Raw genomic sequence first — 19,691 nt, 5'->3', positions numbered from 1 at the left:
CTGGTTCTCCGTATTATAGCATGGCACCCGTTTCTGTGCCGGTTTCATCCTCACCGGGTGTCAGCTCAGCTCCGATGACCCGAATGATATCATTCGGATAAATATGTACGCCGCTCGCATGCGCGAGAGCGATTCGTACCATAGCCCGTGCGATCACCGAGGCCGGGATGGCGCGGTAGGAAGCCAGTTTGCCTGTCATCACGCCATCCAGTGCCTTCATCACGACGGCCGCGGCGGCTTCGCCAAAACGACGTTCGGGCCTTGTGCCTAAAATCAGCGACGGACGGAACAAATGCAACGCAGGCAAGCCAATATCGGTAAGCGCCTCCTCAGCCTCACCCTTCGTACGGTTGTAAAACACGCGCGATTCCGGGTCCGCTCCCATCGAGGAGATGGCGAGCATCTGCACCGCACCGGCCTCTTTGCCCAACCGGGCGGTCAGAACCGGATAGTCCAGGTCCACCTGACGAAACTGCTCCTTGGAGCCAGCCTTTTTCATCGTCGTCCCGAGGCAACAAAAAACATCAGCAACCCCCTCGAAGGCGGATGCCGCTTCCATCGGCTGCTCCCAGTCGATGAGTGCCTGCTCCAGCTTGGGATGCTTGATTTCCAGTGGACGTCTGCCCACAACCATGACGCGGCTGTATTCCTTTTGCACCAGCAGCTCCCGTACAACATAACCCCCGACAAGCCCCGTTGCACCCACAACGACCGCTTTACGTTCCACGATAGACCTCCTTTATGCCTGTAACCTACCTGCTCCTGTGCTATTAGGCTAATTTAAACGGCTGTTCGCCCGCCTCCTTGCTTTCAGACGGACACATGGGCAGGTACAGGAAAAATGTGCTCCCCTTGTCCTCCTCACTCTCCAAACGGATAAAACCGCCCAATAAGCGGGATAAATCACGGCTAATCGACAGTCCCAGTCCGGTTCCTCCATATTTTCGGTTAATGGAACCGTTTGCCTGCTGGAATGCCTCAAAAATAACATGCTGCTGAAGCTTGGAAATACCGATGCCCGTATCTTTTACCGCAAATACAACCCAATCACCCTCCTGCCCTTTTCGTTCCAGATGCTGAGTGCTGATTTCCAGCAGTACACGTCCTTCATGAGTGAACTTAAAAGCGTTAGACAACAGGTTGCGCAAAATTTGCTGTACACGTTTGGGATCGGATCGAATTTCATCCGGTATATCACCATGCTCCTTCAAGCTGAATTCAAGCTTCTTGTCCTTGGCAGTGACTTCAAAATGCATCATCATCACCTGCGCAATCTCGCGTACGCTGACCGGCTCACTGACGATTTCCATCCGCCCCGCCTCAACTTTGGACAAGTCCAGAATGTCATTGATCAACTGGAGTAAATCATGCCCCGAGGCATAGATCAGCTCGCTATACTGGTAAAGCTCGTCCTCATCCAGTTCTTTTCCCTGTTCGTTGATGATCTGCGCCAGATTAATAATGCTATTAAGTGGTGTACGCAGCTCATGCGACATCGTTGCCATAAAATCCGATTTATATTGGGAAGCCACCATTAACTGTCTGGCCCGTTCTTCCAAAATGATTTTCGTCTTCTGTAGCTCATCACGCTGCTCTGATAATAGCTGATTCGCCTGTATAATCTGATAATTACGCATCTGCTCCATCTGAAAATCACGTAAAATCAGCGCAAATAAAAAGCTGAGTACAATGCCGATAGGCAAAGTGAGAGGGACAACTTCCGCCACATAATAGCGCCATGGAATGACGCCCAGAAAGGCAATATTCAACGTATTTACGATATTAACCGCTAAAATGGTCACCGATGCCTTAATAATCAGACGGCAGGTGGAACGGCGCATCCAGTAGTTCAATCCGGCGCACAGCACGCCCAGAATGCTCATATTCAGAAAGCCGGCCCACGCCGCCATATTCACACCGAAGGTAAATCTCGTAAGCCCGATCGCTACCCCGATAATAACAAGCGTATAGGAGCGGGGATACACCAACGCCGCGATAATTAACGGCACAAAGCGCAGATCAAAAATAACCGTCTCGCTAAAGTTAAAACCGAAGCAAGAGCTAACCCATCCGCCAAATACCACCAGCAGTACCGAGCTGATATATTTAAATCGCGAAGAAGTACGACTCAACCCATATTTATAAATCACGTTCGCCACATAGGCAACGGCAATCAGCATCCCCAAATTCATTAGAAACATTATTGAAAATTGCATGGACTCACACTCCCATAGCGAGAAAAATTGGATGCCAGGCCTATGCCGACCGCTTTTGCTTTTCTCGTATATCATAACATGAAGCTTCAGCTTTCGACATGTCAAAAGCTGCGCACATCCCTATATAAAAAAGGCGAACCGCAACGGCTCGCCCTGGTGGATATACAGTATAGGGTCAACTCATGATGCCCTTGTTTCGGCGCCATTCTTCGACAAATAATTCAGCAAAGTAAGGGTCCCACTGGGTTCCTTTTCCCTCTTCCAATATCATAACCGCTTTTTCTTTCTGCATACCCTTCCGGTATGGACGGTCAGACGTCATCGCATCATACGCATCCGCTACCGCGATGATCCGTCCAAATAGCGGGATATCCTCCCCGCAGAGCTGGTCTGGATATCCTTTGCCATCATAACGCTCGTGGTGCGAACGCACGCCGGGCAAATAAGGAGCCATGGCATCGGCCGGCTCCACCTGGCGGAGAATGCTTTCTCCCATGACCGGGTGCATTTTAATCTGGTCAAATTCCTCATCCGTCAGCTTGCCATCCTTGAGCAGCACGGCATCGGCTACGCCGATTTTGCCGATATCATGCAGTAATGCCGTTTTGCGCAGCAAATCGAGGTCTGTCTCATTCAAACCGCCCCGCCGTCCAATGATCACCGAGTATTCAGCCACACGCAAAGAATGTCCTGCGGTATAAGCGTCCCTCGCATCCAGTGCTGCCGCCAAGGTGGCGAAATAACTTTCCTGTAGCTGACTGTTTTTGTCTTCCCGTTCCTTCAATCCCTCAACCATGATGTTAAAGCCTTCAACCAGCTTCGCAAATTCGTCAGAGTACAAATCGCTAGCCTTATCGTTCAGGCGGCCTTCCTTCACTTCATTCATTTTTTCCAGCAGATGGTGAATTGGCTGCTCAATCTCACGGGTTAACAGCCAACCTCCCAGATAAGCAAAGGCCACACCAAATAGTAAAATCGTGCCCGCCCATAACCAATAGGAGCTGGAAAGTGCCTCATCCAGATGTTCCAGCCGAATCTGCGTAGCCAGGCAAAACAAAAACAGCGGAAAAGCACCAATCAACGTTGCACTCAGCTGAAATTTGTGCCGGAGCGATAGTAATACCCGTCCCCGAAGCGATATGTTAATTCCATATTTCTGATAAGTTCGGTCTCTAATTTCTATCAGCAACGGACGGATCGCCCTCATCGTCAGGAAAAATTCAATCATCGCGTGCATCGAAGCAACCAGACAAGCCCCTATACAGGCAATTCCCACATAATAGAAGGGCAGGGTGAGCTGTCTGGTATGAATCATCCATATGGCCATACCAGCTGCCGGGATGGAAAAACCGAGTAAATGCGGTCCCATAATACGTAACACAGACAGATTAGGCAGACGGTGAATCCGTATATACATCGCTTCTACATCCTCGAACGTCGTCCGCTTATCCAGAAAAAAGTGACGAACTGGTCCCAGATGCATCCTAAATACCAGCGTTTCGCAAGCTATCATAATAATACTGGAAAAAGCAATGATCTTCATAAGACCTAAAAATTCATAATGGGCTACATTTAACGTGGAAAATATAAAAATTGCGCCTACCAACAGAACAGCTATAAACGAACCTATAATATAGTTCAGGATAACATGCTGAATAAAACGCTTATAGATCGGCAAAATGCTACCCCTCTTTTCATCCGTACACTCACAAAATATCTTGTTTATTCAATATCGGAGTCCGGTCGGCAAAAGTTAACCTTCTTGCTTGAGCAATCTGCACATCAAAACGGTCTAGTTTGTCTATCTATTGTACTTTTAAGCGTTGGGAATCGAATGATGCAAAATGCTGTAACAAAAAAACCGCGTATCCCAAGATACGCGGTTGCCATGATGCGAACGGGTGGAGGATTACAAGAATGATTTACATGAAAAAATTATTATGTTCGATTTTGTTAGCAGCTCTTGTTTTAGTTTTTCCTACTCAATCTTTTGCAGAGGTTACACAATCTGAAGGAAAGCTGAACTCAACTGCTTCATCATCAGGACAACATGTTACAGTCAATATTCCATTAGAAATCACGGATAACTCTGTAAGTAATTCGGTGTATGGAGACTTTTCTACTCAAAAAACGAAAGTTCTGTATGCAACTTTAGATTTCTAGGTTGATGTGGATGGAAGCACTGCATTGGGAAATTGGACTATTACAATGGATGATAAAAAGAATAAAATAATTCATGTTAATATTTCTTTAGTTTGGTCTAATGGACAATTACTCCTCACTTCTTGTGTTCTCTTTTTGTCTTTAGTACTAAGTATTTGTTATTGTGTTTTTATAGAGGAGGAATAAAGATGAAACTATTTGAAGAGATTTTAAATAATCAAGAACAAACAACTATCGAAAATAACAACAAGACCACTATTTTTGATAGACCTAGCATTAAAAAAATTAAAACAAATGAGAGCAGTGAGAATAATCTATCAGTATTGGCTCAATTTTTTCTTTTGCCATTCGAAACAGGTGATTCAAATGCCGTTTTACATATTCCAGTTTTTGATGAAGATACTAAAGTGCAAGTATTACAAGAGATAGGGTCACATTTTGAAGAGTGTACAATCGTTGAGTATAAGGAGCAAGCTCAAATTATGTTAAGTAAAGTAAGGGGTATTTCAAAAAGGTTTATTGAAAAAGTGATGGACTCTGGTGAAATAAATCCAATTGTATATAGTTTGTACAGAAATAATTCTGTGGGTATTAATTATTCGGAAGAGAAAGAATACAAAGTCAATATTGAGTTGATCCAGAGGTCATCTGAAAAATCAATCATTGAGTTGTGGACATTCTTAAACAATACCTTTATAAGAGAGGCGGGGGAATTAGTTTTACTACCGCACCAATGGTATCTAGGTGAAGCATTTAAGGATTATTTAGCAGTAAGATGTTTTGCAAGCGTATGTAAATCAATGAGAGTATCTGTAAATCCTGTCGATAAAGCAATTATGTATATATCCATTAGTTAGAATCAAAATATTATGACCTTTTTTTGAGCGGAATTTGACCGCTTTATGATCTGCCGTTGGATTTCATGTGGTAAATTTGTATCATGAAAATCAAATAAGGAACACACCACAGCTTTCGAGCCTTGGTGATCAGGTTGGCCAATGGGCGTTGTCTACTATGTCCGTGAAGACAAGGCTTATGCCAAAGGCAACAAGTTGGATGGCCAACTCAACACCGCCAGTGCTCAAGCAGTTTGCGGCTCTGGAGCGCTCATACAGTCTTATCCGGTTTTTTTTCCAATCTATCATAAAAAAAACCAGAAATGCCTTGCATTTTTTAATCGTTCTTGCTATAATATTAAAGTATGTATTAAACCCCATAGGATTCCGCGCAACAAGCTATTACTCCTAATCACCGCATGGAGCTTCTCCAAATTTTATGTATAACCCTAATGTAGAATTTTGAGCTTTTGCCGAAGATTTTCACATTCACACTGGCGCGGTCATCGGAGCCGCAAGGACGAAAGAGAGGTAGGGCTTTTGTCGTTTGGAAAATGAGCAGTGGAATCGGACTGCCCCTTATGAACATGCTGACCATATTATGCAAGGCAGCAGGGGTTGAATATATATTATGCCGTCGAACCATGAAGTTCGAGCAGGCCGTGCAGTTCACGCAAGCTGCACCCATCCTCCGGATGATCCCCGGGGGATTTTTAATGTACATATGTATCTAGCAAGTACCGCCGAGAGCATCTATGAACAAAAAAATGACCCCACCGATACACCGGCAGGGCCTATAGCTTGATCAAAAAGGGGTTAATAGAGTCATTATAGTCCCCCTTTCTTAAAACTAAATGATATGCACCTTAAAAACTCATTAATTTTCCAGCTTTGTGTTCTACTCTAATAATTCGTCCAGTATTCCGTGCCGCCCTGCGGCGTGGTTGGCGTAGTTGATCGCCCTGTTTCCGGGCGGGTGCCCCTGTCCGCCGAAGGCCGCTCCCACCCTTCCAGCAAAACCACATGCTGAGTACTGGAGTTATTTTCCCATGTAATATAACGCTCCTCTTCCATATGCCGCAAAGCGGCTGTAATCTCGCTGTCCCTCTTCCCCGTTTTGACGGTCAATTCCGTCATCGTCGGCATATGGCGATGCTGGGCAAAATAGTTATACAGAATCCGTAACAGCTTTCGTTCCAAATCAGGCAACATCATCTTTCCTCCCTTTCCAGGTTCCCCAAGCAACCAACGGCCAGGATCACCATCACAAAGAACATATGTTCCCATTATAACACATAAAAATGCACCCTCCTACTGGAAGCTGCATTTTGGACTTTCACGGTCCGGTTCAAATTCAGTTTTTTTTTTCTCCTGACGACCGATAGAACGCAGCCACCAGACGATTCCACCAACGCTTCCTAATGCCAGAACCGTCAGGAAAATAATGTAGAACAGATGAAATGCACGATCACTCATGGCAATCGCCTCCTTACTATATGTATACACTTCCCAACTAATCCTGTAAACCTCTTTTTGGAATCCAGCTCTATTTTTTTCCAAACGCTCCACAACAGGTATCTTCTTGAGGTAAATCGGTACATGCTAATTAAATACAAAAAGGGCTTTCGGCAAATGACCGCAAGCCCTAATTCATCTGAGGTTAAGGCTGAATTACGCCTTGTTCTTCTTGCTATATTTAACGAAAGTAATCACAATCGTCACAGCAAACAATATTCCGGTGACTACCCAAGTTGTTAAAAATGCCATGCCCGAACCAACATTAGCTCCCATCGTCGGGTGCTTCACCGCTGTAAGTACTGAACCTTGCACCATAAATATCGTACAAAATAAAACGATGGGCACCAGAAGAATTGTACTCGCCGTCCTCCGGCTACCTGATACCACAATCACGCTTAGAGCAGAAATTACCAAAATCACAAAATATATAGTTGCTTCCCAAAGCATAGAAATGCTCACCGTCCGATCTTTTTTCTATCCATTCGTAAATGTCCCTTCTATTGTAACAGACGTCACACAGTGAACCAAGCCATAATTTGAAATGAAAAGGGGTAAACCCTGTAGGCAACGTAAATAATGTATTGTAACTACATAAAGACCTAAAAGGAGATGGAACCATGAGAAGTGCAAGTCCTTTTGTCATTGTGAACGATGTCCAGCAAACGGTGGATTATTATCAGTCTGTTTTGGGCGGAGAAATTAAAGTGCTGAACAAGCAAGAAGGCAAGCTTTTACACGCTGAGCTTCACCTGGGCAGCAGTCACATCCATTTTTCCGATTCCTACGGTAAACCGCTAAAAGCTCAGCATGTACAAATCATTCTCGACTTTGACAGCGAAGAGGAGCTTAAACAGGCTTACCATGCACTGGCGGAAAAAGGTACCGTTGACGTAGAGCTTCAAGATACTTTTTTTGGTGCCCTGCATGGCGAAGTGACAGACCATCTCAATCACATTGGATGGGTTATGAACTATTTTAAAAACCGTCGTCCTTGATCTGTGGTTAAAAAGGACAGCATCAACGTTGTCCTGCTTGTATTCTTTTACTGCCAACTATTGGCTGTTAACAGCAGGCGACTTGCTGGAACCTTTGCGCACTACAGCCTTAACCTTGTCATGAGACACTCCCAGAGATTCCAGCGTATTCCCGGTTTTGAGGCACCATGCTTCAATATCTCTCGCAAAACCGAAATCGGTTGCTGTAACCTCCAGTTTTTGTCCTTCTTCCATAGCCTTAACGGCTTCATATACCTTGAGAATAGGACCGGGACATTGCAATCCACAGGCATCCAGCAGGGTTAGCTCTGTGTGGGGACTTACGGATTCTTCCGCAACTCTCGAAGGAACGCCGGATCCGTCTTTAGCTTCCTCGTCCAGTTCGCCCCCTGTAGGCAGATCAGAATCAGAATCCCGTTCAGCCATAACTGAATATGTCTTGTAGCCACCATCAACGTTTCTCACCTGATAACCATATTGGGTCAGCATTCGAGCCGCAATATAGCCCCTCAAGCCAACCTGACAGGATACCGCGATCTCCAGATCATGGGGGATTTCCGACATCCGTTCTCTCAGCTCTGGCAAAGGAATATGGATAGAACCCGGAATGACTCCTGCTTGCAGCTCCACCTCATCCCTGACATCAATAATGACGCCGCCTGTGCGGTAAAAATCATCGACTTCATGCCATTGCATCGTTTGGACCAGCCCATCCATGATATTCGAAGCCACATAACCAGCCATATTGACAGGATCTTTAGCCGAAGAATACGGGGGTGCATAAGCGAGTTCGATATCAGCCAACTCACGCACCTCCAAATGTCCACGAATGGCGGTCGCAATCACATCAATCCTTTTGTCTACTCCATCGACTCCAACGGCCTGTGCCCCATATATCATTCCCGTCTCCGGGTTAAAGAGCAGCTTCATGGAAATTGGCGATGCCCCGGGATAATAACCTGCATGCGAAGCGGGATGAATATGAACAGCCTTATAGGGAACGCCCAGCCGCAGCAATGTTTTTTCGTTATTGCCTGTAGATGCTGCGGTCAAGGCAAACGTCTTAATCACGGACGTTCCGAGCGCGCCATCATAAGAAATGGCCTGACCGTTCATATGATCCGCCACCAAACGCCCCTGCCGATTGGCTCCCCAGGCCAGCGATACCATGGTCGCAAACCCGTGATTGCGGTCTTTGACCTGAATGGCGTCGCCTACCGCATAAATGGCCGGATCACTGGTTTGCAGTTGAGCGTTCACCTGAATAGCCCCGCGAAAACCAAGCTCCAATCCGCTTTGCTTGGCCAGCTCATTTTCGGGAACAACACCAATCGCCAGAATAACCAAATCCGTCTGAAGCATACCCCCGGAAGCCAAACGGAGCCGTGTACCCTGATCTTCAAAAGCCGCGACCCCTTCCTTTAAACGCACCTCCATCCCGTTCAGCTTCATATGCTGTTCCACCAGTTTAGCCATTTCAGGATCTAGCGGATTAAGCAATTGTTCTCCCTGGTCGATAATCGTTACCTTAAGTCCACGGTCCCGCAGATTCTCAGCCATCTCCAGCCCGATAAATCCGCCGCCGATTACAGTGGCATGTCGCGGATGCTTTTCATCTACATATGCCTTAATCACGTCCGTGTCAGGAATATTTCTTAGCGTAAATAGATTAGTGGCTTCGTTTAATCCGGGAATATCAGGTATCATCGGTTTGGCCCCTGGGGACAAAACCACCAAGTCGTACGGTTGCTCCCCCATTGTTCCTGTCATTACATCACGGAAGCGGATGAGCTTCTGCTCCCGGTCTATTTCTATAACTTCGGTAAATACCCGTACATCTATATTAAAACGGTCCCGAATCCCTTGAGGTGTCTGGAGGAACAGCTTCTCCCGCGCATGAATCGTGCCGCCAATATAGTAAGGAAGACCACAGTTCGCAAAAGAAACATGCTCTCCGCGCTCAAACATCATAATCTCGTCTTCCTCGTTCCATCTACGCAATCTCGCCGCAGCAGAAGCTCCACCTGCTACCCCGCCAATAATAACTATTTTTCTGCCCATTTCTTCCCCTCCTTATATACCCTATGGGGTATAATATATACCTATGGGGGTATATTGTCAACGTTATTTCTCCATGACATGGACGCAAAAAAGGTGGAGGTTACCCCCACCTGATCAACCACGGACCGAAAACCGATCCGGTTTGAAAAACCACTTATGAACTCCTGCACGAATGCCCTGTCACACTTTACTTAACAAGCCAACGACTCTGGCCTCTGCTAACTTAACTACTGCTGGCTGGCCGCGATCGCCTGCTCCAAATCGTACAAAATATCGTCTATCGCTTCCGTCCCGACGGACAAACGCAACAGCTCTGGCTTGACTCCGGCAGCAACCTGTTCCTCCGCATTCAACTGCTGATGCGTTGTGCTAGCCGGATGAATGATCAGAGATTTGGAATCACCTACATTCGCCAGATGGGAAAATAGCTTCACATTTTCAATCAGCTTGCTTCCCGCCTGACTGCCGCCCTTAATACCGAAGGTCAGGATCGCCCCTTGCCCTTTCGGCAAGTATTTTTGGGCTAATTCGTAGGATGGATGGCTTGGCAATCCGGTGTAGCTGACCCACTCCACATCCTTGTGGCTTTCGAGATATTGCGCTACCTTCAAAGCATTCTGGCTATGTCTTTCCAGCCGCAGATGGAGTGTCTCCAAGCCCTGAAGCAGCAGCCATGAGTTGAACGGTGAAATAGCTGCCCCCAGATCACGCAGCAGTTGTACCCGCGCCTTGATAATATATGCAATAGGCCCCACCGCCTCGGTGTATACAACCCCGTGATAGCTCGGGTCCGGCTCGGTCAGTCCCGGGAAACGGCCGCTTGCTTTCCAGTCAAACTTGCCGCTATCCACGATCACCCCACCGATGGACGTTCCGTGTCCGCCAATGAACTTCGTCGCAGAATGCACGACAATATCCGCTCCGTATTCGATAGGACGCAATAAGTACGGGCTTGGGAACGTGTTATCCACAATCAACGGAATACCGTATTCATGCGCAATCGCCGCCACGGCTTCCACATCCAGCACATTGCCCTGCGGATTGCCAATCGTCTCGGCATATAACGCCTTCGTTTTATCCGTAATGGCTTTACGGAAGTTCTCCGGGTCATCCGAATCCACAAAATGCACCTTAATGCCCAGCTTGGGTAGCGTCGTGGAAAACAAATTATATGTACCGCCATACAGACTGGATGCCGACACAATTTCATCCCCTGCTCCCGCGATGTTCAGGATGGAAAAGGAAATGGCTGCTGCTCCCGAAGCCGTTGCCAACGCGCCAGCCCCTCCCTCCAGAGCTGCGATCCGCTGCTCGAACACATCCGTGGTCGGATTCATCAGGCGCGTATAAATGTTGCCGAACTCTTTTAGCGAAAACAAATCAGCCGCATGCTCGGCATCCCGAAATCCATACGAGGTGGTTTGGTATAACGGAACGGCGCGGGCAAAGGTAGTAGGATCAATTTGTTGTCCGGCATGGACAGCGAGAGTTTCGAATGACAGCTTGCGATCTTCTGACATGGTTATTTCCTCCCTTGTTATACGTGCTGTAAAGCGCAATCATGGATGATTTTTCATTCATTCTCGCACAAAAAGAACGAATTGGGAAGATAATTCTCATTATTCAGGTAGGAAATTATAAATTTCCAATTTGACTCATGCTGTTTATACCACTTTGCGCAATACACCCGACACCTTCGTAGTAATGCTCTATTTCTAACTCAACTACCTTCAGGTTTCAGACCGGAAGGTTTTGCCCAACTGCTCACCAAGGCCGAAATAATGGCGGGTTCTCCGTTACCGCAAAAGGGAAGGCGTTCTTCGCTGCCTTCCAGATCAATCTTCCAGCAACGAAAAAAAGCGCCGCTCCTTCTCACATAAATGCATGGATTGGAGTGAACGATGCCACCATCTGGCCGGAGCCTTGGGGAATGCTCTTTTGGGCAGATTATTCGAATTAAACTGGATTCAACGTCTGCCCAAAACCCGAGCAATATACATTACAGCAAATAGGTGAAAGAGGTTTTAAAGAAGTATTTTCGGAGAGATCGGGAAGGATAATTCTGAGCTGTAGTCCTTTATTTAGCGTATATTCGTTTACGTTGTTCTTCCACAAGCTGAGCCAGTTCAGGAGTAGCATATCCGGCAGGATAGAAGGCTTTAGATTGGATATGATAGGCAACGTAATCAATAGTTACATTTGAACACTCTTTTTCGTGCTTATCCGATGGCCCCACTTGTGTGGATTCTACAGACGATTTTTCATGTTCCTCGTCCTTCGCTGGCGTGCAGCCGGATAATAGTAACACTGCGGTACTAGCTACTGCTATAGTTCGTCTAAACAACGTGAAGCTGTTCATTGATCATCCCCCCTGAATACTCAGACGGGTTCACATCCTGAATGGTTACTAACCACTGGACTGAGACAGCCATTGCAGCACACGGGAAGCACAGACTAAAGGTGTTTCTCTTCCCAGTAGATTTGGACAAATGACGTCATAACCCTGATCCGATAATTGGGGTATATATTCTTTTGGATGGAATCCCCTTATTAAAACACAGAAATAAAAAAGGAACGCTTTTCAGCGTCCCTATATGACAATAACCGTAATTTCAAAACTTTTTACAGCCTCCTGTAGCCACGGCCTTTGGTAATGAAATCTCACCTTTCTCTGACCTGCTTCATTTGCCGTATACGTCCAAGCTCGGACACCAGATCCTCCAATTACAGTGTGGTTACCAACATAATCTTCTTTCTCAAGCAAAACCACATTTTTCTCTGAAACGATTTCTTCCAACCATGTATATCCTGTAGATGCATTTTCAAGTAGGGTAATCTGGAAGGCTTCGCCTTTTTTTAGACGGAGGATTTTACCATTGTCCTTCTCTTCAATGGAAATGATCATTAAATCACCTGACTTTCTAGTGATATTTAATAACCTGATCTCCTCCCCAATGATGAAGCTCAATCTCTTCTTTAAACTCTTCACCCAGTTGCTGCAGTATTTTCTCCTTAGCATTGACTAAGGCGTCAACATTGTCGATTAGATCAGTTGCGCTATATGCTTCGAAAAAGAAATGTTCAGCTTGGGTTTGAACACGATAATCATAAGGTAAGTAGCCAAATCCATTATCTCCCCAAGGAGTTCCCCATGAATTTTTAAATTTGAACATTTGGGTGTCATCATCGAAGCCTACAATACATATGGCATGTCCACCTATAAATTCACTACTTCCGGGTAAAGGTATTTTACCTGTAGCTGCTACGTTTGGATCCATCCAATTTTTATACACTGATGTTCCGACTACAAAAGGGCCGTTTACAACTAAGCTTCTCTGCATTGCTTTTATCGTATCCAGATTTGCATATGCTTTTATTTTATATTTTGCTGCATTTGTATCTGCTCCAGCTTGGGGACTACCAGGATTACAGGCTTCATACTTCCAAAAGCTTTCTTCACATACTCCCTGTTTTTTTAGTATATCCATGGCTACCCTAATAGATGTCCCGTCTCCATCAGGAGTACATCGAGGTGTATTATCTGGAGCTGAATCTGCTGCTTTTGCCTTCTCGTAAAGGTACCTGGGTGAGAGTCCGACATGTTTATCTCTCTCTTGCCACTCTTTCATACCTACAGCGCAGGAGAATCCAACGCACGTTCCTTCGTGTCCCTGATCTCTTACAGGAGTTATTCCTTTAACTTCAAATTTTGATGGAATAATAAAAGGCGGCAAAATAGAAGACATAAAAATATCCCTTTTATCTATTGGAGATGGGGTTAAGCCCAATCCCTTAACCTCTGACATTTTTGTTTCCTCCTTTGTTTATTAAATACTGAGTTATTGTTCCATTTTTCAAAAAAATTTATAATCCCTAAATTACCCAACATAAAAACACAAATATAAGACACGCTAGAAAATGTAAAAAATTAATTGCAAGGAGACTATAACAATGCCCATTAAATACGGTGTGCTAAAAGCAATTCCTAAAGAATTTAAATTAGGAAAAGATGACCAGCATCTAGAAGTGCTCATGGAAGTATCGCATAGCAAAGAAAAGTTCAGATTAGCCATTAATATCCAATCACAAGCTTGGCCGTCAGAAGTTCTTTATTTGATTGGCGAAAATTTTAATTCCTCGCAAATTACCCATCTGCAAGGTATGGCAGAAGGCTTCACTGGAATCAATAAAAACAATCGGGAGATTGCCTTGGATTATGTCAGGGGCCGTCTGTTTGATCCTAAACAAATGACACCACTCCCAAATATTAAACCTGGTCCCGACAACGATTTGTACGAAAAGTTAACAAACTATGTTCAAAAAGCCATTGATGAAGAAGCTGTTATATATGCTTATGGAGAACGATTTGGCCCTGAACATAAGGAGGATGAATACTTTCATTTCAAACCCGGAAATGGAGTTCACGATATTCATATGAATCAAGGAAACTCAGGAAATCCCAAATGGGAAAAAGATAATGGAGTTTGGCAAGACGGGGGATTGCTAATTCAGTTTAAAGACCGTTGGGCCGCATTATTCTTGGCTTTTCAATCTCAGTCATGGTGTACTAACGATGATACAGGTTATACACTTAAAGTATGTAGTCACGAAGAACATGAACAGAAAAACACTGTACATTCATAGTTGAGCATTTTGCATAAATCCCAAGAGCGATTTCAAATCAGCAATATATAGATCAAAACGGTCTAGTTTGTCTATATATTGTACTTTTAAGCGTTGGGAATCGAATGATGCAAAATGCTGAGTTAAAATTACGAATCGACGACAATATAAAATGATCTCTACAAAGTAGAGAAACCCGCTTTACACAAGGCAGGGTTTCTCCTTTTTTTGAGATATAGGAAAAGGGCCCAACGTAATGATTTATAAATTTCGACACCTGATTAGGATTTAAAAAGATATGGTCTTGGCACACCTCCTGTTGGGGAATACTGTGTCCCAGTCTGAAGGATTACGTTTTAATTATTTATGCTACACAGCAGCGACAGCATATCAGTGCATGATTTCTTTCTTATTCACCTTAACACCTGATAAAGATTGATCAAACATATCGAGAATAAAAAGGAAGCGCTCAGCTTCACGAAATACATGATCGGCTAATAAAGGATGGATAATACTTTTTATTCGGCATTCGTCGATTAAATCACGCGCTGTTTTCTTAAAATCACGCAAGGACTTAACAGAGACACGGTTTTCATCAACAAATTGACTCAAGAGTGGAACGGTCTGCGACTGTGGCCGCATATGACTTAAATCAATTGCTTGAAACATCAGTGTATCAAAATCATTACTAAACTCCCTAGCTTGTTCAACCAGTTTACGTTCGGATGGATCAAGCAAATGGCCTATAAACTTTGCGTGATCGGCCATAATTTTTAAGAAAAATACATTTTCATCAATAATTGCATCGGGTAATGGTTCGAGCTTTCCTGAATTGAGTTCCTCTAAACGGTTTCTGAAATAATTCGCTTCCCGGCTTATATGATCTACCAGTAAAGGGAAATTGGTTTGTCCGGGAAGCTTGCATTGCAATATAAGGCCCAATACCATTCTCTTAAACGCCCAAATATGGGTCGCTGCATTCTGGACCTCCGTATTAAACTCTTTGATTGTGTGAGGGTCTGTATCGATATTAAATTCGTGTGATCTTCTCTCAATATCCTCGAAAATAGTGTGAAACTGATTGGCTTCTGTAATGAGTTGAGTATCTTCCGCTCTAAAACCTAACCCCAGAAAAAATGAATGCTCCTTCATGATCCTGGACCAAAATCGTATCTCATCTAATGAGCGCGCAACGAATGCATCCAATCATATCCCTCCTCTATGTGAGCAAAAAGCACTTACTTAGTCATATGGAATATGCCTTGTCATTATGATTATCGAAGTCCCGCGTCTCATACTAATCTAATTCCGAAGTTGTTTAGAAGTTCTGCTAGAAGATGACTTTTTTTATGGACATTCACCCAACAATATGAGTTCGAATAATGTAGCACTATATATGCAGATACAAGTGGTATACAAATTTATCGAAACAAGGAGTGAAAAAGTATGTTTCCTTATTCAACGGGTGTATTTTCTCATGTAATACAACCATACGATCATTATTGGCGATCGGATCAAGTAACACCTGCTCATCTAATGACCAAAAATCCTCATTGTGTAAGCAAGGCGAAGGTTGAATTGAAAAGCTTCATGCGTATGCTGTGGGAACAACATATAGCCTGGACCAGGATGACCATCCTTAGCTTGGTCTTTCATTTACCTGATGTGAACGTGGTTACCGCCCGGCTTCTTCAAAATGCAACAGATATGGGGAATTCACTTCGACCTTTTTATGGTGATCATGTTGCTCAAACATACAGTAACTTAATTAGGGAACATTTAGTCCTTGCTGCGGATCTTGTTAAAGCAGCCATAGCAGGAGATCAAAATCTGGTTGCAGCTACAGAAAAAAAGTGGTATTCCAACGCCGATGAAATTTCCGAGTTTTTAAGCCGTATCAATCCCTATCTACCTAAAGAAGAATTCAGGAAAATGTTCTACGAACACTTAGCTTTAACAAAGTCAGAGGCTGTCTCCATGATCACCAAGGATTATAAAACAAGTGTTCAGGTATATGATAAAATCGAGGCGGAAGCGCTAGAGATGGCGGATACGATCACTGACGCAATCGCTAAACAGTTCCCTGTAATATTTATGTAATTACACTCATTTCAACAAAAAGGTACAGCCTTCAAAAGGCTTGAAAGGCGTCCTTTGTCCGAAGCAATTCCCGAACGCAGCACTGAATTTACAGCCTAAGCCTTTCTTGGGCGGGAAACTAAAACGAAAGGACTCCGTACCTGGCTATAAGCCAGCGGAGTCCTTTAAGTTTGCCCGAAATTCAAACTGTTCTCGTATAAAATCTTTACTAGCAACCCTAACCGACTCCCACGTAATCTCCTCCACCACTCCCCCATAATCTTCAAATGTCACTCGTAATTCCTCATCAACGGATACAACGTACACGTGCAACTGAGTCAACGCAGCTCCAAATAGCTCCATGTCTGTTTTTAATACCTTATATGTATGCTTCAAGACGATCACCTCAAATATTCCATTCGGTGAACAGTATAACAATTCCTTCTACGACAAAAATCTCTGTTGCGGATTAACTTGCTGTACAATAACGAGATTATTGCCATGGCCATAAATTAATATCCCAAAAATCCACATTTATTTATAGATATAGACTTTAATGTTTAGACAATCCTTCTAACCCCATTTTATAATTCAGTTGTCACTACATATATTAGGAGGAAGTCATGAAAAATATCATGTTTAAAAAACTAGGAACAATCATGTTAGCTCTTATCATTGGGGTTTCAGTGTTCTCATTGTTCCCTACCGTTACAAAAGCTGAGACTACAAATGTAACTTGGAAAAACGGATCTGTAGTAACTTCTCTAGGGAGCGTAGGACAAAGCGACAAAGCGACAGTGGGAAAAACAAAAGGAAAATGGTATTGGGAAGTAAAGGTTAGCCACAGTATTTCATTAGTAGGAATAACAGGTGAATCTGGTCCGAAATATCAAGGATACTACGGTTATAGTGGTCAAATTATAAATAACATTACATCAGACGTACGAACAGCTTATGGTCCTACGTTTGGACTTAATGATGTTATCGGTGTTGCACTGGATTTAGATAGCGATAAAATTGTTTGGTACAAGAATGGTGTTTCCCTGGGAGCCAACACCGTTAAACCATCTGAACTAGAAGGGTCTCAGGTTTTCCCGATGGTCATGAATGGAACATCTGGAACAATGACTTACGAAGCCAATTTTGGAGCAAGCGCTTTTAAATATTCTGTACCAGAAGGTTTTTTACCTTATCAAGCTACTGGCGAATCTACAAAACCTGACCCATCTACAAAGCCTGATCCATCTACAACACCGGATCCGTCTACAAAGCCTGATCCGTCTACAACACCGGATCCGTCTACAAAGCCTGATCCGTCTACAACACCGGATCCGTCGGATACAGATGGGTCCTCCCAACCAACTGGTGACCGCGCTATTCTGACTGTAACAATGGACAATGGATTGGATAAAGAGTTCGATCTGAGTAAGAAAGAACTGAGTGCCTTCATCGCTTGGTATGATGCAAAAGATGCCGGCAGAGGCGCTTCATTCTTTGCCATTGATAAGCATAATAACAACAAAGGTCCATTCAGCAACCGTAAAGACTACGTAATCTTCAATAAAATTCTCACATTTGAAGTAAGCGAATATTCAACTAAATAACCATTATAAAGGACTTCATATCGGCTAACATGCCAATGAAGTCCTTCTTTACAGTTACTCTAATCTCGAAATCACGCCTAAATTGCTGTACTGGACGATACATTTTTTCTAGACCAAAGGTTTCAAACTGTTTGCAAATCGCTTATTTCAACAAAAAAAGCGCGGCTTCCAAAAAACCTGGAAGCTGCGCCTAAGTTTAATAAAATACTCTCGAATGAGTGTCCGTGACGTATTCAGTAGTCTTTTTCAAACAGATAGAAACCTACACTTGGCCCCCAACTTTGTTTGGATTTAGATCAATATTTCTAGTGTACACTTTGTTATTAATAAGACTAATGATGCTGTTAACTATAATTGAAGTAAGTACCGTTAACAACGTTAACCACAACAGGATCAAGATAGATACCTTGGGGAAAAAGACAATACTCTGAAAATAATAATAACAAAAAAAGGTGTGAGTTAACCAAATATTCATTGAATTTTTACCTAGGTAAGCAAAAGGTCTGGTTAGTTTTAATTTATTCATTAAATGAATACTAACGAGGATAAATACAGGGGCTATTATAATATCAATCGTTGTCTTCTCAAATATTTGACTCGTAGTACGAAAGCGAAATAACACTACAATTATTATAATATCAAATAGTATATTATTGAATATTATGGAATTATAAATCTTACTCATCCATGAATACAATTTATATTTAGCAAAGAACAACCCTATCATAAACGGCAACTGCCAATACATAATACTGTAATAATTTCCTTGTGAATATGAATTATAAAAAATAAGACCGGCAATTAGTAGAGTTACCCACGCGTTACGTTGAAAGGCTTGGAAGGTGACCGGAAAAATTAATAGCAGCAGAATATAATCATATAAAAACCACCACTCACCATTATATGAACTTGATAGTGCTATAAAATTCCGCAAAAAATCCATTATTGAATTATTTTGAAATCTATCGGAATTTCCAAAGAAGTATAGACCGGCTGGAATAAAAAGCAAAAAAACAACCCAGTAATTTATCATTATTTTGCTTAATCTCGTAAAGCTTTTCTGCAATAAATGATGTGGATTTTGGATATTGCTCTTATATAACCCATAACCACTTAAAAATAAAAAAATAGATATTGCTATTTGGCCAAAATGTCCTAGATAGAACTCCCCTCTTTCATGAAATAAACTAAATAATGAAACATAGTCGTACTTTATTCTGTCAGGAAAAGCAAAGAGGTGATGAATCAAAAGTAGTATTACAGCAATACCTTTTGCAATATTTGTTTCTGCAAGCTTTAATTCCTTATCATGGTGCACACAATATCCTCTTTTCTAGTTGTAATTGAATAGAGATATATTAGCACAAACAAAAAATATAGAATATTTATTTTTTTAATACCATCACACCCTCCATTTTTATACAAAAAAACACGGCCTCCAAAAGCGTAGAGATCGCGCTGTGCTTGAGTTTGTAATGTGTTGGTGAAGGGAATTAAACTCCCAGCTTTGCGACATAGTCTGATCTGACAGACTGAATCATTTATACAATTTTTAGCAATGCAGTACGTCCGATATCACATATTAATGAAATGCCT

Annotated in this window: 20 protein-coding genes and 1 pseudogene; 7 read left to right on the top strand and 14 right to left on the bottom strand. The window is 43.2% G+C overall.

Annotation, left to right across the window (positions count from 1 at the left end; all coding sequences use genetic code 11):
• Window positions 1-13: 13 nt before the first annotated feature.
• From QD47_RS12980 to QD47_RS12970, 3 genes are all read right to left on the bottom strand, one after another.
• Window positions 14-727, bottom strand: a complete 714-nt coding sequence (locus QD47_RS12980; RefSeq protein WP_044646527.1) for an NAD(P)H-binding protein — start codon at window positions 725-727, stop codon at window positions 14-16.
• Window positions 728-770: 43 nt separating this feature from the next.
• Window positions 771-2,216, bottom strand: coding sequence for an ATP-binding protein (locus QD47_RS12975; RefSeq protein ID WP_044646526.1), 1,446 nt, complete (start codon window positions 2,214-2,216; stop codon window positions 771-773).
• A gap of 175 nt (window positions 2,217-2,391) precedes the next feature.
• A complete protein-coding gene (locus tag QD47_RS12970) occupies window positions 2,392-3,894 on the bottom strand; it encodes an HD-GYP domain-containing protein (RefSeq protein ID WP_044646525.1) in 1,503 nt (500 codons plus the stop codon).
• 239 nt (window positions 3,895-4,133) lie between these two features.
• On the opposite strand from QD47_RS12970, the gene QD47_RS12965 reads away from it, so the two are divergent.
• The gene (locus tag QD47_RS12965; protein WP_044646524.1) at window positions 4,134-4,379 is read left to right on the top strand and encodes a hypothetical protein; all 246 of its coding nucleotides are present in this window, start codon (window positions 4,134-4,136) and stop codon (window positions 4,377-4,379) included.
• A gap of 188 nt (window positions 4,380-4,567) precedes the next feature.
• On the top strand, window positions 4,568-5,236 hold the full coding sequence (locus QD47_RS12960; protein ID WP_044646523.1) for a hypothetical protein: 669 nt from the start codon (window positions 4,568-4,570) through the stop codon (window positions 5,234-5,236).
• An 882-nt stretch (window positions 5,237-6,118) separates the two neighbouring features.
• Here the strand turns inward: QD47_RS12960 and QD47_RS12950 are convergent.
• From QD47_RS12950 to QD47_RS12945, 3 genes are all read right to left on the bottom strand, one after another.
• Complete coding sequence (locus tag QD47_RS12950; protein ID WP_044646577.1) at window positions 6,119-6,427, bottom strand: LexA family transcriptional regulator; 309 nt, start codon at window positions 6,425-6,427, stop codon at window positions 6,119-6,121.
• A 99-nt stretch (window positions 6,428-6,526) separates the two neighbouring features.
• A complete protein-coding gene (locus tag QD47_RS32535) occupies window positions 6,527-6,691 on the bottom strand; it encodes a hypothetical protein (protein ID WP_200893430.1) in 165 nt (54 codons plus the stop codon).
• A 195-nt stretch (window positions 6,692-6,886) separates the two neighbouring features.
• Window positions 6,887-7,180, bottom strand: a complete 294-nt coding sequence (locus tag QD47_RS12945; RefSeq protein ID WP_044646521.1) for a hypothetical protein — start codon at window positions 7,178-7,180, stop codon at window positions 6,887-6,889.
• Window positions 7,181-7,350: 170 nt separating this feature from the next.
• Here QD47_RS12945 and QD47_RS12940 point away from each other — a divergent pair, with 170 nt between their 5' ends.
• Entirely contained in the window at window positions 7,351-7,728 is a 378-nt protein-coding gene (locus tag QD47_RS12940) for a VOC family protein (RefSeq protein ID WP_044646520.1), read from the top strand.
• Window positions 7,729-7,785: 57 nt separating this feature from the next.
• Here QD47_RS12940 and QD47_RS12935 read toward each other — a convergent pair whose 3' ends face one another.
• Together QD47_RS12935 and QD47_RS12930 are read right to left on the bottom strand one after the other, a co-directional pair.
• On the bottom strand, window positions 7,786-9,789 hold the full coding sequence (locus QD47_RS12935; RefSeq protein ID WP_161797177.1) for an FAD-dependent oxidoreductase: 2,004 nt from the start codon (window positions 9,787-9,789) through the stop codon (window positions 7,786-7,788).
• Window positions 9,790-10,016: 227 nt separating this feature from the next.
• On the bottom strand, window positions 10,017-11,309 hold the full coding sequence (locus tag QD47_RS12930; protein WP_014279530.1) for a homocysteine synthase: 1,293 nt from the start codon (window positions 11,307-11,309) through the stop codon (window positions 10,017-10,019).
• A 269-nt stretch (window positions 11,310-11,578) separates the two neighbouring features.
• On the opposite strand from QD47_RS12930, the pseudogene QD47_RS33165 reads away from it, so the two are divergent.
• A pseudogene (locus QD47_RS33165) lies at window positions 11,579-11,830 on the top strand (transcriptional regulator); the annotation flags it as partial.
• A 36-nt stretch (window positions 11,831-11,866) separates the two neighbouring features.
• On the opposite strand, the gene QD47_RS12925 reads toward QD47_RS33165, so the two are convergent.
• From QD47_RS12925 to QD47_RS12915, 3 genes are all read right to left on the bottom strand, one after another.
• Window positions 11,867-12,148, bottom strand: coding sequence for a hypothetical protein (locus tag QD47_RS12925; protein WP_044646519.1), 282 nt, complete (start codon window positions 12,146-12,148; stop codon window positions 11,867-11,869).
• Window positions 12,149-12,379: 231 nt separating this feature from the next.
• Window positions 12,380-12,694, bottom strand: coding sequence for a protease inhibitor I42 family protein (locus QD47_RS12920; RefSeq protein WP_044646518.1), 315 nt, complete (start codon window positions 12,692-12,694; stop codon window positions 12,380-12,382).
• Between the two features lie 16 nt (window positions 12,695-12,710).
• Window positions 12,711-13,595 carry a C1 family peptidase gene (locus tag QD47_RS12915; protein ID WP_044646517.1) on the bottom strand — a complete coding sequence of 295 codons (885 nt, stop codon included), beginning with the start codon at window positions 13,593-13,595 and terminating at the stop codon, window positions 12,711-12,713.
• A 145-nt stretch (window positions 13,596-13,740) separates the two neighbouring features.
• On the opposite strand from QD47_RS12915, the gene QD47_RS12910 reads away from it, so the two are divergent.
• A complete protein-coding gene (locus QD47_RS12910) occupies window positions 13,741-14,433 on the top strand; it encodes a YukJ family protein (RefSeq protein ID WP_044646516.1) in 693 nt (230 codons plus the stop codon).
• 369 nt (window positions 14,434-14,802) lie between these two features.
• On the opposite strand, the gene QD47_RS12905 is transcribed toward QD47_RS12910, so the two are convergent.
• Window positions 14,803-15,618: a DUF2935 domain-containing protein gene (locus QD47_RS12905; RefSeq protein ID WP_044646515.1), complete on the bottom strand. Its 816-nt coding sequence runs from the start codon at window positions 15,616-15,618 to the stop codon at window positions 14,803-14,805.
• A 240-nt stretch (window positions 15,619-15,858) separates the two neighbouring features.
• Here QD47_RS12905 and QD47_RS12900 point away from each other — a divergent pair, with 240 nt between their 5' ends.
• Window positions 15,859-16,512 carry a hypothetical protein gene (locus QD47_RS12900; protein WP_052646770.1) on the top strand — a complete coding sequence of 218 codons (654 nt, stop codon included), beginning with the start codon at window positions 15,859-15,861 and terminating at the stop codon, window positions 16,510-16,512.
• 144 nt (window positions 16,513-16,656) lie between these two features.
• On the opposite strand, the gene QD47_RS12895 is transcribed toward QD47_RS12900, so the two are convergent.
• Complete coding sequence (locus QD47_RS12895; protein ID WP_152643802.1) at window positions 16,657-16,887, bottom strand: hypothetical protein; 231 nt, start codon at window positions 16,885-16,887, stop codon at window positions 16,657-16,659.
• Between the two features lie 227 nt (window positions 16,888-17,114).
• On the opposite strand from QD47_RS12895, the gene QD47_RS12890 reads away from it, so the two are divergent.
• Window positions 17,115-18,095 carry an SPRY domain-containing protein gene (locus QD47_RS12890; protein ID WP_044646514.1) on the top strand — a complete coding sequence of 327 codons (981 nt, stop codon included), beginning with the start codon at window positions 17,115-17,117 and terminating at the stop codon, window positions 18,093-18,095.
• Between the two features lie 262 nt (window positions 18,096-18,357).
• Here the strand turns inward: QD47_RS12890 and QD47_RS12885 are convergent, their stop codons facing one another.
• Window positions 18,358-19,413 carry an acyltransferase family protein gene (locus tag QD47_RS12885; protein ID WP_044646513.1) on the bottom strand — a complete coding sequence of 352 codons (1,056 nt, stop codon included), beginning with the start codon at window positions 19,411-19,413 and terminating at the stop codon, window positions 18,358-18,360.
• Window positions 19,414-19,691: the final 278 nt, after the last annotated feature.

Source organism: Paenibacillus terrae (genome assembly GCF_000943545.1).
Lineage (GTDB): Bacteria > Bacillota > Bacilli > Paenibacillales > Paenibacillaceae > Paenibacillus > Paenibacillus terrae_A.
This window is presented reverse-complemented; position numbering and strand designations above follow the sequence as displayed.

Bases quoted from the DNA above. Each gene is read 5' to 3' on its own strand.
- QD47_RS12925 (WP_044646519.1), bottom strand. From the start codon at position 12,148: ATGAACAGCTTCACGTTGTTTAGACGAACTATAGCAGTAGCTAGTACC.
- QD47_RS32535 (WP_200893430.1), bottom strand. From the start codon at position 6,691: ATGAGTGATCGTGCATTTCATCTGTTCTACATTATTTTCCTGACGGTT.
- QD47_RS12920 (WP_044646518.1), bottom strand. From the start codon at position 12,694: ATGATCATTTCCATTGAAGAGAAGGACAATGGTAAAATCCTCCGTCTA.
- QD47_RS12960 (WP_044646523.1), top strand. From the start codon at position 4,568: ATGAAACTATTTGAAGAGATTTTAAATAATCAAGAACAAACAACTATC.
- QD47_RS12910 (WP_044646516.1), top strand. From the start codon at position 13,741: ATGCCCATTAAATACGGTGTGCTAAAAGCAATTCCTAAAGAATTTAAA.
- QD47_RS12930 (WP_014279530.1), bottom strand. From the start codon at position 11,309: ATGTCAGAAGATCGCAAGCTGTCATTCGAAACTCTCGCTGTCCATGCC.
- QD47_RS12890 (WP_044646514.1), top strand. From the start codon at position 17,115: ATGAAAAATATCATGTTTAAAAAACTAGGAACAATCATGTTAGCTCTT.
- QD47_RS12900 (WP_052646770.1), top strand. From the start codon at position 15,859: ATGTTTCCTTATTCAACGGGTGTATTTTCTCATGTAATACAACCATAC.
- QD47_RS12950 (WP_044646577.1), bottom strand. From the start codon at position 6,427: ATGTTGCCTGATTTGGAACGAAAGCTGTTACGGATTCTGTATAACTAT.
- QD47_RS12915 (WP_044646517.1), bottom strand. From the start codon at position 13,595: ATGTCAGAGGTTAAGGGATTGGGCTTAACCCCATCTCCAATAGATAAA.
- QD47_RS12940 (WP_044646520.1), top strand. From the start codon at position 7,351: ATGAGAAGTGCAAGTCCTTTTGTCATTGTGAACGATGTCCAGCAAACG.
- QD47_RS12945 (WP_044646521.1), bottom strand. From the start codon at position 7,180: ATGCTTTGGGAAGCAACTATATATTTTGTGATTTTGGTAATTTCTGCT.
- QD47_RS12965 (WP_044646524.1), top strand. From the start codon at position 4,134: ATGATTTACATGAAAAAATTATTATGTTCGATTTTGTTAGCAGCTCTT.
- QD47_RS12935 (WP_161797177.1), bottom strand. From the start codon at position 9,789: ATGGGCAGAAAAATAGTTATTATTGGCGGGGTAGCAGGTGGAGCTTCT.
- QD47_RS12975 (WP_044646526.1), bottom strand. From the start codon at position 2,216: ATGCAATTTTCAATAATGTTTCTAATGAATTTGGGGATGCTGATTGCC.